Origin of the sequence: Burkholderia sp. 572 (assembly GCF_040545135.1) — a bacterium.
Taxonomy (GTDB): Bacteria; Pseudomonadota; Gammaproteobacteria; order Burkholderiales; family Burkholderiaceae; genus Burkholderia; species Burkholderia cepacia.
This window is the reverse complement of sequence record NZ_JBEPLH010000005.1, coordinates 254364-269282: the sequence shown is the minus strand read 5'-3', so window position 1 is coordinate 269282 and position 14919 is coordinate 254364. Positions and strand designations below refer to the sequence as shown.

The window sequence follows — 14919 nt, the reverse complement described above, 5'->3', positions numbered from 1 at the left end:
CGGAGAAAATCGGGCGCCTGGCGTACGAATGGAACCGTTTCACAACCCGGCCCGCAATCGTTTCTCATTTCGAATGGCTGGCGTGCGGCACGCGCACGGCTGGCTGGCCCGGTCCGGCGACCGGGCCAGCGTTGCGCTGTCCGGCCGTGCGTGCCTCTTGCGCGAGGCGGCGGAACACGGAATGATCGATCAGTTCGCCATGCTGCGCGGCGAGCGTCCGTGCACTTCCTTTCCTCACCTTTTACCTGCCATGTCCATCGATTACTCGCCGATTCCCTGTCCCGTCGTCGTGCCGCTCGACGCGATCCTGCCCGAAGAACCGCTGCTGATGATGGGGGCCGGCCCGGTTCCGATCCCGGCCGCCGTCGCGAAGGCGAACACGATCGTGATCAACCACCTCGGCGCGACGATGGCGAAGATCATCGAGCAGGTGAAGGAGATGGCGCGCTACGTGTTCCAGACCCGCACGAAGTGGGTGCTCGGCGTCGCGGGCCCCGGTTCGGCCGCGATGGAAATGGCGATCTCGAACCTCGCGTGGCGCGGTACCCGCGTGCTGTCGATCCGCAATGGCTTCTTCAGCGCGCGGATGGCCGAGATGGCCACGCGCGTCGGCGCCGACGTCGCGACGCTCGAAGTGGCTGATCGCGCGGTCGCGAGCCTCGACGAGATCGCGGACGCGATCGCGCGCGAGCGGCCCGAGATCGTCACGATCGTGCAGGGCGAGACGTCGAACACCGTGTGGAACCGCGACCTGCGCGACATCGCGGCGCTCGCGAAGGCGGCCGGTGCGCTGGTCGTGGTCGACGCGGTGTGCACGCTGTCGACGATGCCGCTCGAGATGGACGCATGGGGCATCGACGCGGTGATCACCGGCGGCCAGAAGGGGCTGTCGTCGATCCCGGGCGTGTCGCTGATCGCGTTCTCCGACGCCGCGTGGGACCGGATGAAGCAGCGCCCCGAACCGAACGCGCACTGGTGCCTCGACATGGCGCTCGCGGAGAATTTCTGGCACAACGCGGGCTATCACTACACGGCGCCCGTGTCGGGCGTGCTCGCGCTGCACGAAGCGCTGCGGCTCGTCTGCGCGGAGACGCTCGAAAGCCGCTTCGCGCGCCACCTGCGCTGCTCGCTCGCGCTGCAGGCAGGCGTCGAGTCGATGGGGCTCAAGCTCTATGCGCCGAAGGATTGCCGGCTGAACTCGGTCGTCGGGATCGAGACGCCGGAAGGGCTGACGCCGGGAATGGTCTGCGGCCACATCTCGAAGCAGTACCAGGTCGAGATCTCGGGCTCGTTCGGGTTGCCGATCGTGCGGATCGGACAGATGGGCGAGCAGTGCCGTGAACACAACCTGTTCCGCACGCTGCATGCGTTCGGCCGCACGATGGTCGACCTGAAGGTGCCGGTCGACCTGCCGGCCGGCGTCGCGGCGCTCGAACAGGAACTGTCGCGACGCGGCGCGTAAGCCGCGCCGGGGCCGCGCTCAGCGGCCCTGCATCGCACGCCGGTAGGTAATCGGCGTCGTACCGTGAGCGTCGCGGAAGCGATGGCTGAAGTGGCCGGCGTTCGCATAGCCGCAGTCGGCCGCGATCTGTGCGAGCGGCAGCGCCGTCGTGCGCAACAGCTCGCGCGCCCGCGCCAGCCGCTGCTCGGCCACCCACGCGTGCGGCGCCCGGCCGAACGACAACCGGAACATCCGCGAGAAGTGGTACTCGGACAGCGCGGCGACGTCGGCGAGTTCGCCGAGCGTCAGCGGTTGCGTCAGGTACGTGTCGATGTAGTCGCGCACGCGGCGGCGCACGGCCGGCGCGAGCCCGCCGCGGAACGACGTGTCGGTGCGGGTCGTGCTCTGCCCGCGCAGCAGCAGGCTCAGCACCTCGTGCGCGGTCTCGTTCACGCGCAGCCGCTCGTCGGCATCGTCCCAGCCGTCCAGCGCGAGCGAGCGCAGCAGGGAGGCGACGCGCGCATCCTCGAAGTAAGTGCGGTCGGCGAGCTTCAGCTCGCGCGGCTCGCGGTCGAGTTCGCGGATCGCGCGCTGCGTGAAGTGCTCGGGCAGGAAATACAGGTGGATGAAGTGCATCTCGCCGCGCACCCACCAGCGCGATTCGTGGTCGCCCGGCAGCGCGCACAGCAGGCTCGGCGCGCCGTAGCGCGGCACGCGCTGGCGTTCCGTCTGGTAGCCGCCGTCGAGGTAGCACGACAGCGTGTGGTGGCCCGGCTGCTCGTAGATCGTCTCGCTTTCGTCGGTGATCCGCGTCCATTCGGCGATCGCGAGATGGTCGCCGAGCCACGCGAAGCGCTCGAGCGTCGCGTTCGCGTCGGCGAGCGTGCGGCAGACCGACTGCAGGCCGAACGGCAGATCGCCGCCGGCCAGGGCGGCGGGGTGGTCGATGGGGGGCGCGGAAAGGGTGAGGCTCATGATGGGCCGAGTATAAGCGGGCGGGCGGCGCTGCGGGCGGCGGCCCGAAAAAGACCGCAATTCCGGACAATCGGCGCGCGCCGGGCGGCGGCATAGTCGGAGTCCCGTTTCACCCGCTTTTTTGGATCGTTGCCGCCATGAACCTATCGCTTTATTTCGTCACCGTGCTGATCTGGGGCACCACCTGGATCGCGATCAAGTGGCAGCTCGGCTCCGTGCCGCCGCCCGTGTCGATCGCCTGGCGCTTCTGGCTCGCGGCCGCCGTGCTGTTCGCGCTGCTGCGCGTGATGCGCCGGCCGGTGCGCCCGCCGCGCGAAGCGTGGCGTTTCCTGCTGGCGCAGGGCTTCGCGCTGTTCTGCCTGAACTTCCTGTGCTTCTACTACGCGGAACAGGTCGTACCGAGCGGCCTTGTCGCGGTGATCTTCTCGACCGCGCCGCTGTTGAATTCGATCAACGGCCGGCTGTTCATGGGCCGCCCACTGCGGCCGTCGGCGATCGCCGGCGCGCTGCTCGGCCTGACCGGCATCGCATGCCTGTTCTGGCAGCAGATGGCCGGCCATCTCGACGACCACGCGACCTGGACGGGGCTCGCGATCGCGCTGGCGGGCACGATGTGCTTCTCGGCTGGCAACCTGCTGTCGAGCCGGATGCAGTCGATGGGGCTGCACCCGCTCGCGACCAACGGCTGGGCGATGCTGATCGGCGCGGCGATCCTGACCGTCGGCAGCGCAGCGGCCGGCTTGCCGTTCACGCTCGACACGAGCCCGCGTTATCTCGGCGCGCTCGTCTACCTGGCCGTGCCGGGCTCGGTGATCGGATTCACCGCCTATCTGACCCTCGTCGGCCGGATCGGGCCGGAGCGTGCCGCGTACTGCACGGTGCTGTTCCCGATCGTCGCGCTGGCGGTGTCGACGGTGTACGAGGGTTACCAGTGGTCGCCGCTCGCGGTGGTCGGGCTGCTGCTGGTGGTGGCCGGCAACCTGGTCGCGTTCGACCTGACGCGGAGGCTGTTTCTGAGGACGGCGTGACGGATGAGGGGGCGGCCCGATGTCGCCTGCCCGGTCGTCAGTTTGGTTGTCATGGTTGACTTGGTTCCGAATCGAGCCTAGTCTCGAGCTTCCGGTCGTGCAAGGAGGTAGCGATGGTCAGGCAGGCTCATGCGCTTGAAGGCGTGGCTGCGGTTCTCGATGTCGAGACCGAGGAGGCGCTGCGCAGCGCCGTCGGCGCCGCGACCATGCTCGGGCCCGATCGGGCCCGGGCGCTGCTCAGGCTGTCGGACGAACAGCTGGGGCACTTGTTCAAGGTCGGCATCGCCCAGGTCATCGATCTGGCCGGCACGATCACGTTCGGCATCGCTGCCGCCGCGACCCGCGACAGGCAACCGTCCGTTCGCAGGAAACAGCCTGCGAGGCCGGTGGCCCGCGCGGATGCCGCGGCCGCCGATTTCGAGCAGCGCGCGCTGGCCGAACGGCGGGCGCTCGTCGCGAAGGGCGCGCTGCTGCCGGCCGCGGAGATCTGGGCGGGGCTCGGCATGACACGGCAGGCGCTCAGCAAGGCGGTCGTGTCGGGGCGCATCTTCGCGGTCGACGTGGGGGCGGCGCAGTACTACCCGGCCTTTTATCTGACGGGCGATATCGATCGCAAGACGCTCGGAAAGGTGACGCAATGCCTGGGCGCGTTGCCGGGGTGGAGCAAATGGCAATTCTTCACGACGCCCAAGGCGTCCCTCGGCAACGTCACGCCGCTGAAGGCGCTGTCGCAGGGGAAGCTTGCCGAGGTCGAGCGTGCCGCGGCGGCGTTCGCGGAACGCTAGGAGGCGCGGTTGACGTTGAGGCCGCCGAGCGAACACTTCGCGAATGCGACGCTGGTTACGCGGACGATTCCGCCGGCGGCGCTGGTGCGCGTTTCCCGGTACGAGACGGGCGAGCCGTACTTCGGCAAGTCGGGCGGCAACCGTTTCGACGACCCGCGCAAGCGGCGCCGGTATGGCACCAGCTATTTCGGTTTCGACCTGCACTGTGCGTTTGCCGAGACGGTGCTGCACGACGAAGTCGCCGATCTCGCCGTTGGCGGCTTTCCGCTCGTGACGACGGAGCTTGAGCGCTTCGTGCTGTCGTTTACCGGCTCTCCGCTGACGGTGGCCGTCCTGCACGGCTTGCCGCTGAAAAACCTTGGCGGCGACGGCGCGCTGTCGACCGTCGTACCGTACGACATCCCGCAGCAATGGTCGCTCGCCGTGCACGGGCATGGCCGCCGGGTCGACGGTTTTCTGTATATGTCACGCCATCTCAACACGTCGGAAGCGCTCGTGCTTTTCGATCGTGCCGAACCGAAGCTCATGCTCGAGCGCGCCGTGCCGTTCCGGCGCCACGTCGACGCTGCCCGCGTGCTGCGGGACTTCAACATACTGCCGCGTTAAGTCACGTCAAGCCGTGTCTCGTCGGACGCCGACGAATGGCCCCGTGCGGCCTTCCGTCGGAACGAGGGCTCGCGCGGTATCCCGCGGCTCGGGCGCTCATGCCGCCGCGCCGCTCTCCGCAACCCGCGCCTGCCGCTGGTACAGCACCATCGACAGCGCGACGCCCGCGGCGGCGGCCACCGCCGCGAACAGGAACACCTGCGGATAACCGAACGCGCCCGCGACATAGCCGGCGAGCGGGCCCGTGATGCCGAGCGACAGGTCGAGGAACACCGAGTACGCGGACAGCGCCGCGCCGCGGCTCGCGGGCGGCACGAGCGCGACGGCCTCGACGCCGAGTGCCGGGAAGATCAGCGCGAAGCCGAAGCCCGTCAGCGCGGCGCCGACGAGCGCGACGTGCGGCACCGGCGCGAGCCACAGCAGCACGAGGCCCGAGCATTCGAACGCGAACGACACGATCGCGACGCGGAAGCCGCCATACGTCTTGATCGTGTTCGCGAACAGCAGGCGCGCGCCGATGAACAGCGTGCCGAACACGGTCAGCGACAGTGCGGCGTTCGGCCAGTGGCGCGCGGCGTAGTACAGCGTGACGAAGGTGGCGATCGAGCCGAAGCCGGCCGAGCCGAGCGCGAGGCCGAGGCCGTGCGGCAGCACGCGCGTGAACACGCTCGCATACGACATCCGTTCGCCGTGCACGAGCGGCACGGAATCGATCAGGCGCGCGAGATAGAAGCCGGTCGCGGCGAGCGCGATCACGATCACGCCGATCAGCGCCGGATTCAGCGTATGCGCGATCGCGACGCCGACCGGCGCGCCGAGCGCGAGTGCGCCGTAGGTGGCGATCCCGTTCCACGAGATGACCTTCGCGTTGTGCGTGACGCCGACCCGGCCGATGCCCCACAGGATCGCGCCGGTACCGCACAGGCTCTCGCCGACGCCGAGCACGAGCCGGCTCGCGACCAGCAGCACGAGGCTCGCGACCGGCCAGTGCGCGAGCAGCAGCGCGACGAGCAGCAGCACGCCCGACACCCCGCAGCCGACCAGCCCGCGCAGCACCGTCTGCTTCGGCCCGAGCGTATCGGCGAAGCGCCCGGCGAGCGGCCGCGATGCGAGCGTCGCGAAATACTGGACGCTGATCGCGCCGCCCGCGACGATCGCGGAAAAACCGAGGTCGTCATGGACGAAGCCCGGCAGCACCGCGAGCGGCAGGCCGATGGTCAGGTAGCAGATGAACGTGAAGCAGACGACGGACACGATTTGCAGCGTGACCGCGAACCCGCTGCGCGGCGGTGTGGCGGAATCGGTTGACATGGGGTCGGAACGAATGAACGAAACGAACGGAAGACGGCGAAAAAGGGAATCGGGATTTTCCCATGGAACCGGTTTTCACGCAGGTACCATTTAGTTAATCGCGCCCCGTTTTTGACGATGGCGGACGGTGTCGAAGGCGTCGGGAACGGGTGCAGGGCACCGTGCGGAAAGGGCGGCGGGCGGCCCCGGCGTTCCCCGGCGTTCATATCGCGGCAGTTATATGGGCCCCATGCGTGATGGGCTATGGGTTGCGAAATTTGATGGTGATAGCGTGCAAACTGTCAGAAAAACGTCGGTCGAGCGCACTGCGCAGGCCGCCTTGCCCCCCATTTGAAGAACCCTCGAGACATGAGTGAGCCGATCCGCTTCTACCATCGTCACGCGATTCGCGAAGTCAGCGGCGCGGACGTCACCCGCACCGTGCTGCAATACCTGCGCGAGGACGCGCATTGCACCGGCACCAAGGAAGGCTGCGCGGAAGGCGACTGCGGCGCATGCACGGTCGTCGTCGGCGAGCTAACCGACACCGGCGCGGTCGAGTTCAAGGCCGTCAACGCATGCATCCAGTTCCTGCCGACGCTCGACGGCAAGGCGCTGCTGACGGTCGAGGACCTGCGTCAGCCGGACGGCGCGCTGCATCCGGTGCAACAGGCGATGGTCGACTGTCACGGTTCGCAATGCGGGTTCTGCACGCCGGGCTTCGTGATGTCGATGTGGGCGCTGTACGAGAAGCACGGCCACGAAGGCTGCGGCAGCGCGTGCGCGAAGGCGAAGGACGTACCGACGCGCACCGAGATCGCCGATGCGCTGACCGGCAACCTGTGCCGCTGCACCGGCTACCGGCCGATCGTCGACGCGGCCGTGCAGATGTTCGATGGGCCGGCGCCGTCGGCACCGGTCGACACGGCCGCGCTGGCCCGCACGCTCGCGTCGCTCAAGCGCGACGACACGTTCGACTACACGACGCTCGACGGCGCGCGCTTCGCGGCGCCGCGCACGCTCGATGCGCTGGCCGCGCTGAAGGTCGAGCGGCCCGACGCGCACATTCTGGCGGGCAGCACCGACATCGGCTTGTGGGTCACGAAGCAGATGCGCCGGCTCGACGACCTGATCTACGTCGGCCAGATCGCCGAACTGCAGCACGTCGTGCACGGCGAAGACTGGATCGAGATCGGTGCGGGCGTGACGGTCGAGAACGGGTATGCGGCGCTGGCCGGCACGTATCCGGAGCTGACCGAAATGTGGAAGCGCTTCGCGTCGCTGCCGATCCGCAACGCCGGCACGATCGGCGGCAACGTCGCGAACGGCTCGCCGATCGGCGATTCGATGCCGGGCCTGATCGCGCTCGGCGCGCGCGTGGTGCTGCGCGGTGGCGACACGGTGCGCGAGCTGCCGCTCGAGGCGCTGTACACGGGCTACCAGCAGAAGGACATGGCGCCGCACGAATTCGTCGTCGGCCTGAAGGTGCCGACCCGCACCGGCGCGCGCGCGAAGCTGCAGTTCCGCACGTACAAGCTGTCGAAGCGGTTCGACTCCGACATCTCGGCAGTGTGCGCGGCGTTCGCGTTCATCGCGGACGGCGACACGATCCGCGAGCCGCGCATCGCGTTCGGCGGGATGGCCGCGACGCCGAAGCGCGCGACGCACACGGAAAGCCTGCTCGACGGCGCGACGTGGCACGAAGCCACCGCGCAGGCCGCGATGCAGGCGCTCGAGCGCGACTACCAGCCGCTGTCCGACATGCGCGCGACGAGCACGTATCGCCTCGATACCGCGAAGAACCTGATGTACCGATTCTGGCTGGAGACGCGCCCGCACGACCCGCTGCCGCCGCAAGCCCTGAATGTGCGTGAAGTGGCCGCCGAAACCGGCACCGACGCGGCGCGCGTCTGAAGACGGAGAACCCCGAACATGAACCAGCAAGCAGAACCGTTCCTGAACACCCTCGATCCGCAAGCCGACGCCGCGCAGGTCCACGTCTCGCGCGCGCACGAATCCGCGCACCTGCACGTCAGCGGACGTGCCACCTACACCGACGACATCCCGATCGTCGCGGGCACGCTGCACGCGGCGCTCGGCCTGTCGGCGAAGCCGCACGCGAAGATCGTGTCGATGAACTTCGACGCGGTGCGCGCGACGCCGGGCGTGGTCGCCGTGTTCACGGCCGACGACATCCCGGGCGTCAACGATTGCGGCCCGATCATCCACGACGACCCGGTGCTCGCGAAGGGCATCGTGCAGTTCGTCGGCCAGCCGATGTTCATCGTCGTCGCGACGTCGCACGAAACCGCGCGGCTCGCCGCGCGCCGCGCACAGGTCGACTACGAGGAGTTGCCGGCGATTCTCACCGCGCAGGAAGCGCGCGCGGCCGAAACCTACGTGATCCCGCCGCTGAAGCTCGCGCGCGGCGACGCGGCCGCACGGCTCGCCGTCGCGCCGCACCGCGAGTCGGGCGAAATGCTGCTCGGCGGCCAGGAGCAGTTCTACCTCGAAGGGCAGATCGCGTACGCGGTGCCGAAGGACGACGACGGAATGCACGTGTACTGCTCGACGCAGCACCCGAGCGAGATGCAGCACCTCGTCGCGCACGTGCTCGGCGTCGCGTCGCACAACGTGCTCGTCGAGTGCCGCCGGATGGGCGGCGGGTTCGGCGGCAAGGAATCGCAGTCGGGCCTGTTCGCGTGCTGCGCGGCGCTCGCCGCGTGGAAGCTGCTGTGTCCGGTAAAGCTGCGTCCGGATCGCGACGACGACATGATGATCACCGGCAAGCGCCACGACTTCCATTACCGCTTCGACGTCGGCTACGACGACGACGGCCGCATCGACGGCGTCGCGCTCGACATGACGTCGCGCTGCGGCTTCTCGGCCGACCTGTCGGGCCCGGTGATGACGCGCGCGGTATGCCATTTCGACAACGCGTACTGGCTCGGCGACGTGAACATCGCCGGCTACTGCGGCAAGACCAACACGCAGTCGAACACCGCGTTCCGCGGCTTCGGCGGCCCGCAGGGCGCGTTCGCGATCGAGTACATCCTCGACGACATCGCGCGCTCGCTCGATCGCGATCCGCTCGACGTGCGCTACGCGAACCTGTACGGCAAGACCGAACGCAACGTGACGCCTTACGGGCAGACGGTCGAGGACAACGTGCTGCAGGAGCTGCTCGGCGAACTCGAGGCGACGAGCGACTACCGCGCGCGGCGCGCGGGCGTGCGCGAATTCAACGCGCGCAACACGGTGCTGAAGAAGGGCATCGCGCTCACGCCGGTGAAGTTCGGTATCGCGTTCAACGTCACGCACTTCAACCAGGCCGGCGCGCTGGTGCACATCTATACCGACGGCTCGGTGCTCGTGAACCACGGCGGCACGGAGATGGGGCAGGGGCTCAACACGAAGGTCGCGCAGGTCGTCGCGCACGAGCTCGGCATCCGCTTCGGCCGGGTCCGCGTGACGGCGACCGACACCAGCAAGGTCGCGAACACGTCCGCGACGGCCGCTTCCACGGGCTCGGACCTGAACGGCAAGGCCGCGCAGGATGCGGCGCGCCAGCTGCGCGAGCGGCTCGCGGTGTTCGCGGCGAAGCAGTTCGGCGACGGCAAGGTCGATGCGGCCGACGTGAAGTTCGGCAACGACTTCGTGTGGGTCGGCGGCAACGGCGTGCCGTTCGGCGACGTGGTCGCGAAGGCGTACCTCGCGCGCGTGCAGCTGTGGTCCGACGGTTTCTACGCGACGCCGAAGCTGTACTGGGATCAGTCGAAGCTGCAGGGCCGGCCGTTCTACTACTACTCGTACGGCGCGGCCGTGTCGGAAGTCGTGATCGACACGCTGACGGGCGAGATGCGCACGCTGCGCGTCGATGCGCTGCACGACGTGGGCGCATCGCTGAACCCGGCGCTCGACATCGGCCAGGTCGAAGGCGCGTTCATCCAGGGGATGGGCTGGCTGACGACCGAGGAGCTGTGGTGGAACAAGGGCGGCAAGCTGATGACGCATGCGCCGTCGACGTACAAGATCCCGACGGTGAACGACACGCCGCCCGAGTTCAACGTGCAGCTGTTCAAGAACCGCAACGTCGAGGACAGCATCCACCGTTCGAAGGCCGTCGGCGAGCCGCCGCTGCTGTTGCCGTTCTCGGTGTTCTTCGCGGTGCGTGACGCGGTGGCCGCGGTCGGCGACTACCAGGTGAACCCGCCGCTCGACGCGCCGGCCACCGGCGAGTCGATCCTGCGCGCGGTCAGCGCGGTGCGTGCGGCGCGCGCCGGTCAGGCAGGCTGAGATGAAACGGCTCCCGCGCTCGCTTCGTTCGCTGCTTCCGATGGGGGCGGTCAGCCTCCTTGGGGCGGCTCGGCGGAGGCTGACATGAACGGCCCCGCACGCTCGCTTCGCACCGCGCCGCCCCCGGCGTTCGCGCAGGGCACCGGCCAGCGCAACCGCGCGAGCGGCACGCCGGCGCCGATGCACATCGTGCTGTTCGGCGCCGGGCACGTCGGTCACGCGCTCGTCACGCTGCTCGGCGCGCTGCCGTGCGTCGTGCAGTGGGTCGACACGCGCGACGAGCTGTTCCCGGACGAATGTCCGCCGAACGTGCAGCCGGAGCCGACCGACACGCCGGAGGCCGTCGTCGACGCGGCGCCGCCCGGCGCATATTTCCTCGTGATGACGCACAACCACGCGCTCGACTTCTCGCTCGCCGCGCAGATCATGCGGCGGCGCGACTATGCGTACTTCGGGATGATCGGCTCGCGCACCAAGCGCGTGAAGTTCGAGCGCCGGCTTGCCGCGCGCGGCGTCGATCCGGCGCGGCTCGTCGAGATGGTGTGCCCGATCGGCGTCGCGGGCATCGTCGACAAGACGCCGGGCGCGATCGCGGTGGCCGTGTGCGCGGAGCTGCTGCAGGCGCGCTCGGGCATGCCGGTGGCGGACGTGAAGGCCGCCGCGGCGGGGCGTGCGCGCGACGACGTGTCCTGCGCGCGGTAGCACCGCGCGGCCAGCGCATGGCCGCGCGTTTTTGCATACACTGCACGACGACGCGCGGCACCGGGCTGCGCCTTACCGTGCACGCACCATGTCCGATCACCAGGTTTATCTCGACACGCTCGATGCGAGCCTCGTCGCCATCGAGCGCTGGCTGTCCGGCGTCGATACCGCGCCCGGGGCGCTCGACGCGCTGCTCGCTTCGTTCTCCGCCGATTTCACGATGATCCTGACCGACGGCCGCGAGGTCGACCACGACGGCACGCGCGCGCTGTTCGCGAAGCTCGCCGGCGCGAAGCCGGGGCTGCGCATCACGCTGTCGGACACCCGCGTGCTCGCCGCCGACGCGTCGCATGCGACGCTCACCTATCTCGAGGCGCAGCACGCGGCCTCGGGCGAGCTGCCCGCGCGCCGCGCGACCGCCGTGTTCGAACGCGACGCGGCGGGCGTCGTGCGCTGGACCCATCTGCAGGAAACCTTCTGTACGGCCTGAGCGGCCGCGCCGCGGCTGCGCCGCTTGCGGCTCAGCGCTTGCGGCCGCGGGCGACCGTCAGCTCGTCGGACACGCTCTGCATCAGCGCGCACAGCCACGCGATGTCGGTCGGCCGGTCGGGTTGCGGGTGCGTGAGCAGGTAGCTCTTGATGCGTGGAAACGGCACCGGCGGCGTGACGACGACGAGCGGCAGCAACTGCGCGTAATGCGTCGCGAAGCGGCGCGTCGTCGTGAAGATCAGGTCCGATTGCAGCAGCACCTGCGGCACGATCCCGAAGTACGGAAGCGTCGTCACGATGCGCCGCGTGAGGTGCGCGCGGGCAAGGCCGATCTCGATCGCGTTGCGCTTGTCGCCGGTGTACGGCGTCGGCGCGACGTGCGCGGCCGACGCGTACGCTTCGCGCGTGAGCGGCCCGCGCGCAAGCGGGTGCGCATCGCGCATCAGGCACACGATCGTGTCGGAGAACAGGTCCTGGCGTGCGAACTGCGGGTCGGGCTTCGGCCAGTTGCCGATCACGAGATCGAGCGCGCCGGATTCGAGCGCGCCCGCGTGATCGAGCGCGGGATTCAGCGAATCGATTTCCAGGTGCGCATGCGGCGCCGCGTCGCGAAAGCGCTCGATCAGCGTCGGCATGAAGAAATCGTTCAGGTAATCGGGCGCGGCGACGCGGAACGTGCGCCGTGCGGACGACGGATCGAAGTCGCCGTGCGGCGTCGCGATGAAATCGACCTCGCGCAGCGCGCGCTGCGCGGCCTCGAGCAGCGACGCACCGTATTCGGTCGGCACCATGCCGGATTTGCCGCGCACGAGGATCGGGTCGTTCAGCGTCTCGCGCAGCTTGCGCAGCGCGGTGCTGATCGCGGGCTGGGTCTGGTTCAGCCGCAGCGCGGCCTGCGTGACGCTGCGCTCGAGCAGCAGCGTGCGCAGCACACGCACGAGCCAGATATCGAGCGAGGCGGTACGGTCGTCGTCTTCCATCGGTGGGGGTGATTCGGGTGACGCGTAACGTTACCGTAATCGCGCGTTGCCGTGCGTGATACCGGCCATCACGCGCGGCCCTTCGGCAGCGCGCTGATCCGCTTGACCTCGCGCGATTCGAGCCAGTTCGGCGTGCGCGCGCAGTACAGCACCATCGGCAGCGCATCCTCGCCCCAGAACAGCTGCTGGTTCATCCAGAACGTCGGCACGCCGAACACCCCGAGCGCGATCGCGTCGGCGTTGTTGCGTGCCAGTTGCGCGGCGGTCTCCTCGAATTCGATCAGCTCGTCGCCGTGGCCGACGCCGACCCGCTCGCACAATGCCGCGAACCCTTCCGGCGTCGACGGATCGTTGCCATCGCGCCAGATGAAGCGGAACATCTCCAGCACGGTCGCGATGTCGGCGCGCAGCGCGATCGCGAGGCGCAGCACCTTGTCGGACTCGAACGGGTGCGCGGGCGGCATCTTGAAGCGGATACCGAGCTGCTCGGCGCGGAACAGCGCGTGACGGTACGTGAACACGCGCTTGGCCGGCACGTCGGCGCTGGGGCGCTGCCCCCAGTGCCGCTGCAGGTCGGGCAGCGACACGGCGACGGGTTCGAACGGCACGTCCGGCCACTTGTCGTGCTGTTCGAGGAGCAGGTAGGAGAACGGCGACACGAAGTCGAAGAACCAGGCGGGCTGGGCGATATCGAGGCCGGTTGTCATGTCGATCTCCAGTGGATGGGGCGTGCGGCGTCTGGCGGCGGCCTCCATGTTACGCGGCGGTGCACGCATGCGGCAATGATCGCGGATCGTCCGGTCAAGCGGAACCGGGAGTCGCCCGAGGGGGCGTGCCGGCCGGCGGCGCGGCGTCGGCACGTGCCTGCGGCGGGCCGCCGGCGCCCGGCGGGCCGGCCGGCGTGTCGTGGTCGTGCGCGGTGAGCCGTTCGCGCACGAAGCCGATGTGCTCCCGCAGCACGTAGAACTGGCCCGCATAGGAGAGCGGCATCTTCATCCGGTTCACGGCTTCCTCGATGTCGTCGAGTTCGTCGAGCAGCTGCACGCGCTCCTCGGCCGTGTGCTCGCCGAGCGCGCGGCGCTCGAGCGCGATCAGCGCGCCGTACCAGCGGTAGATGCGCGAGCGCACGCGCCAGCCGTACAGCGACGGCACGAGCCGCAGCCCGGGGATCAGCACGACGATCAGCGGCACGACCACGACGAGCAGCCGGTCGACGAGGCTCGCCACCCAGAACGGCAGCCGCCGGTACAGGAAGGTCTTGCCGGATTTGTAGTAGCGCGCGGCGTCGTCGGACAGCGGGAAGCCGCGCGTGACGGACGACGGGAATTCGCCCGCGTGCTGCAGGATCGTCGCGTGGCCGTGCACCTCGCGCGCGGCCTCGATCAGCAGGTCGGACAGCGCGGGGTGCAGCGAGTCGCGTGCGACCAGCTCGATGGTCGGCGCGACCGTGTGGATGTCGGCGGGCGGCAGGTTGCGACCGAGATCGTAGACGCCCATCGGCAGCGTGATCGCGGTCAGGTACGGGAAGCGCCGCGCGTACGCCTCGGCCTGGGTGAACGAATACACGTGCACGCCCGGTGCGCGGAACAGCTTCGCCATCACCGGGATCTGCGTCGAGTCGCCGGACAGGAATGCCGCGTCGATCTTGCCGTCGAGCAGCGCGGTGGCCGCATCCTCGCCGGCGGTCGGCAGCAGTTCGGTCGACCCGCCCGGCACGAGGCCGTTCATCTTCAGCAGCGCGAGGCTCAGTTCGCGCGCGCCGCTGCCTTCCGCGCCGAGCGCGAGCCGCTTGCCCTTGAAGTCGGACAGGCGCGCGACGACCGGGCCGCGGTACATGATCGCGAGCGGCACGTAGCCGATGCTGCCGAGCGACACGAGGTGTTCGTCGCGCTCCTTCGGGCCGATGCCGCTCTGCACGAAGCCGACGTCGACCGGCGCGTTCGGGTTCGACAGCCGCGCGAGGTTCTGGGCGGACCCTTCGGACGACTGGACGTCGAGCGTGACGCCGTTCTTCGCGAGGATCGTCTTGTATTTCTGCGCGGCGTTCCAGTACGTGCTGCCGGGCGGCCCGGACGAGATCACGAGCGTGGACGGCGGGGCCGGCTGGATCAGCTTGACCGCGAGCCAGACGGCCGTGGCGGCGAGCAGCACGGTGGGGCCGATCGACAGCGCGAGGTCGCGCCACGACACCGCGACGAAGCGGGCGAGGATGCGGCGAGGCGGGCGGGGGCGGGCTGGCTTCATGGGGGGCGGCGGATGACGCTGGCGTGACGTATCGGTGACGGTCGGCGCGGACGATGCGGATTCTCGCGGCGATGGTACCCGGT

13 protein-coding genes are annotated in these 14919 nt (G+C 69.3%); 8 read left to right on the top strand and 5 right to left on the bottom strand.

Annotation, left to right across the window (positions count from 1 at the left end; genetic code table 11):
* The first annotated feature begins 250 nt into the window (after nucleotides 1-250).
* Nucleotides 251-1462, top strand: coding sequence for a pyridoxal-phosphate-dependent aminotransferase family protein (locus ABIC51_RS12155; protein WP_059487241.1), 1212 nt, complete (start codon nucleotides 251-253; stop codon nucleotides 1460-1462).
* An 18-nt stretch (nucleotides 1463-1480) separates the two neighbouring features.
* On the opposite strand, the gene ABIC51_RS12150 is transcribed toward ABIC51_RS12155, so the two are convergent.
* The gene (locus ABIC51_RS12150) at nucleotides 1481-2416 is read right to left on the bottom strand and encodes an AraC family transcriptional regulator (protein WP_027788246.1); all 936 of its coding nucleotides are present in this window, start codon (nucleotides 2414-2416) and stop codon (nucleotides 1481-1483) included.
* Nucleotides 2417-2553: 137 nt separating this feature from the next.
* Between ABIC51_RS12150 and ABIC51_RS12145 the strand changes: the two genes are divergently transcribed.
* The 3 genes from ABIC51_RS12145 to ABIC51_RS12135 all read left to right on the top strand — a co-directional run bounded on the left by ABIC51_RS12145 (nucleotide 2554) and on the right by ABIC51_RS12135 (nucleotide 4835).
* Entirely contained in the window at nucleotides 2554-3444 is an 891-nt protein-coding gene (locus ABIC51_RS12145; RefSeq protein WP_146253395.1) for a DMT family transporter, read from the top strand.
* Between the two features lie 113 nt (nucleotides 3445-3557).
* Entirely contained in the window at nucleotides 3558-4229 is a 672-nt protein-coding gene (locus ABIC51_RS12140) for a hypothetical protein (protein WP_146253396.1), read from the top strand.
* A gap of 9 nt (nucleotides 4230-4238) precedes the next feature.
* The gene (locus ABIC51_RS12135) at nucleotides 4239-4835 is read left to right on the top strand and encodes an RES family NAD+ phosphorylase (protein WP_060174623.1); all 597 of its coding nucleotides are present in this window, start codon (nucleotides 4239-4241) and stop codon (nucleotides 4833-4835) included.
* A gap of 96 nt (nucleotides 4836-4931) precedes the next feature.
* Here the strand turns inward: ABIC51_RS12135 and ABIC51_RS12130 are convergent, their stop codons facing one another.
* Nucleotides 4932-6146, bottom strand: a complete 1215-nt coding sequence (locus tag ABIC51_RS12130) for an MFS transporter (protein WP_059698925.1) — start codon at nucleotides 6144-6146, stop codon at nucleotides 4932-4934.
* Nucleotides 6147-6494: 348 nt separating this feature from the next.
* Here ABIC51_RS12130 and xdhA point away from each other — a divergent pair, with 348 nt between their 5' ends.
* The 4 genes from xdhA (at nucleotide 6495) to ABIC51_RS12110 (ending at nucleotide 11613) form a co-directional block, all read left to right on the top strand.
* On the top strand, nucleotides 6495-8039 hold the full coding sequence (xdhA, locus tag ABIC51_RS12125; RefSeq protein ID WP_175897889.1) for a xanthine dehydrogenase small subunit: 1545 nt from the start codon (nucleotides 6495-6497) through the stop codon (nucleotides 8037-8039).
* 18 nt (nucleotides 8040-8057) lie between these two features.
* Nucleotides 8058-10421: a xanthine dehydrogenase molybdopterin binding subunit gene (gene xdhB, locus ABIC51_RS12120; protein ID WP_027788240.1), complete on the top strand. Its 2364-nt coding sequence runs from the start codon at nucleotides 8058-8060 to the stop codon at nucleotides 10419-10421.
* 84 nt (nucleotides 10422-10505) lie between these two features.
* Nucleotides 10506-11123, top strand: coding sequence for a xanthine dehydrogenase accessory protein XdhC (xdhC, locus tag ABIC51_RS12115; RefSeq protein ID WP_027788239.1), 618 nt, complete (start codon nucleotides 10506-10508; stop codon nucleotides 11121-11123).
* A gap of 88 nt (nucleotides 11124-11211) precedes the next feature.
* On the top strand, nucleotides 11212-11613 hold the full coding sequence (locus tag ABIC51_RS12110; protein WP_060193670.1) for a nuclear transport factor 2 family protein: 402 nt from the start codon (nucleotides 11212-11214) through the stop codon (nucleotides 11611-11613).
* A 31-nt stretch (nucleotides 11614-11644) separates the two neighbouring features.
* On the opposite strand, the gene ABIC51_RS12105 is transcribed toward ABIC51_RS12110, so the two are convergent.
* The 3 genes from ABIC51_RS12105 to ABIC51_RS12095 all read right to left on the bottom strand — a co-directional run bounded on the left by ABIC51_RS12105 (nucleotide 11645) and on the right by ABIC51_RS12095 (nucleotide 14836).
* Nucleotides 11645-12592 carry a LysR family transcriptional regulator gene (locus ABIC51_RS12105; protein ID WP_021157131.1) on the bottom strand — a complete coding sequence of 316 codons (948 nt, stop codon included), beginning with the start codon at nucleotides 12590-12592 and terminating at the stop codon, nucleotides 11645-11647.
* A 68-nt stretch (nucleotides 12593-12660) separates the two neighbouring features.
* Complete coding sequence (locus tag ABIC51_RS12100; protein WP_027788237.1) at nucleotides 12661-13299, bottom strand: DsbA family protein; 639 nt, start codon at nucleotides 13297-13299, stop codon at nucleotides 12661-12663.
* Between the two features lie 94 nt (nucleotides 13300-13393).
* The gene (locus ABIC51_RS12095) at nucleotides 13394-14836 is read right to left on the bottom strand and encodes a TAXI family TRAP transporter solute-binding subunit (protein ID WP_354006493.1); all 1443 of its coding nucleotides are present in this window, start codon (nucleotides 14834-14836) and stop codon (nucleotides 13394-13396) included.
* Nucleotides 14837-14919 lie beyond the last annotated feature (83 nt).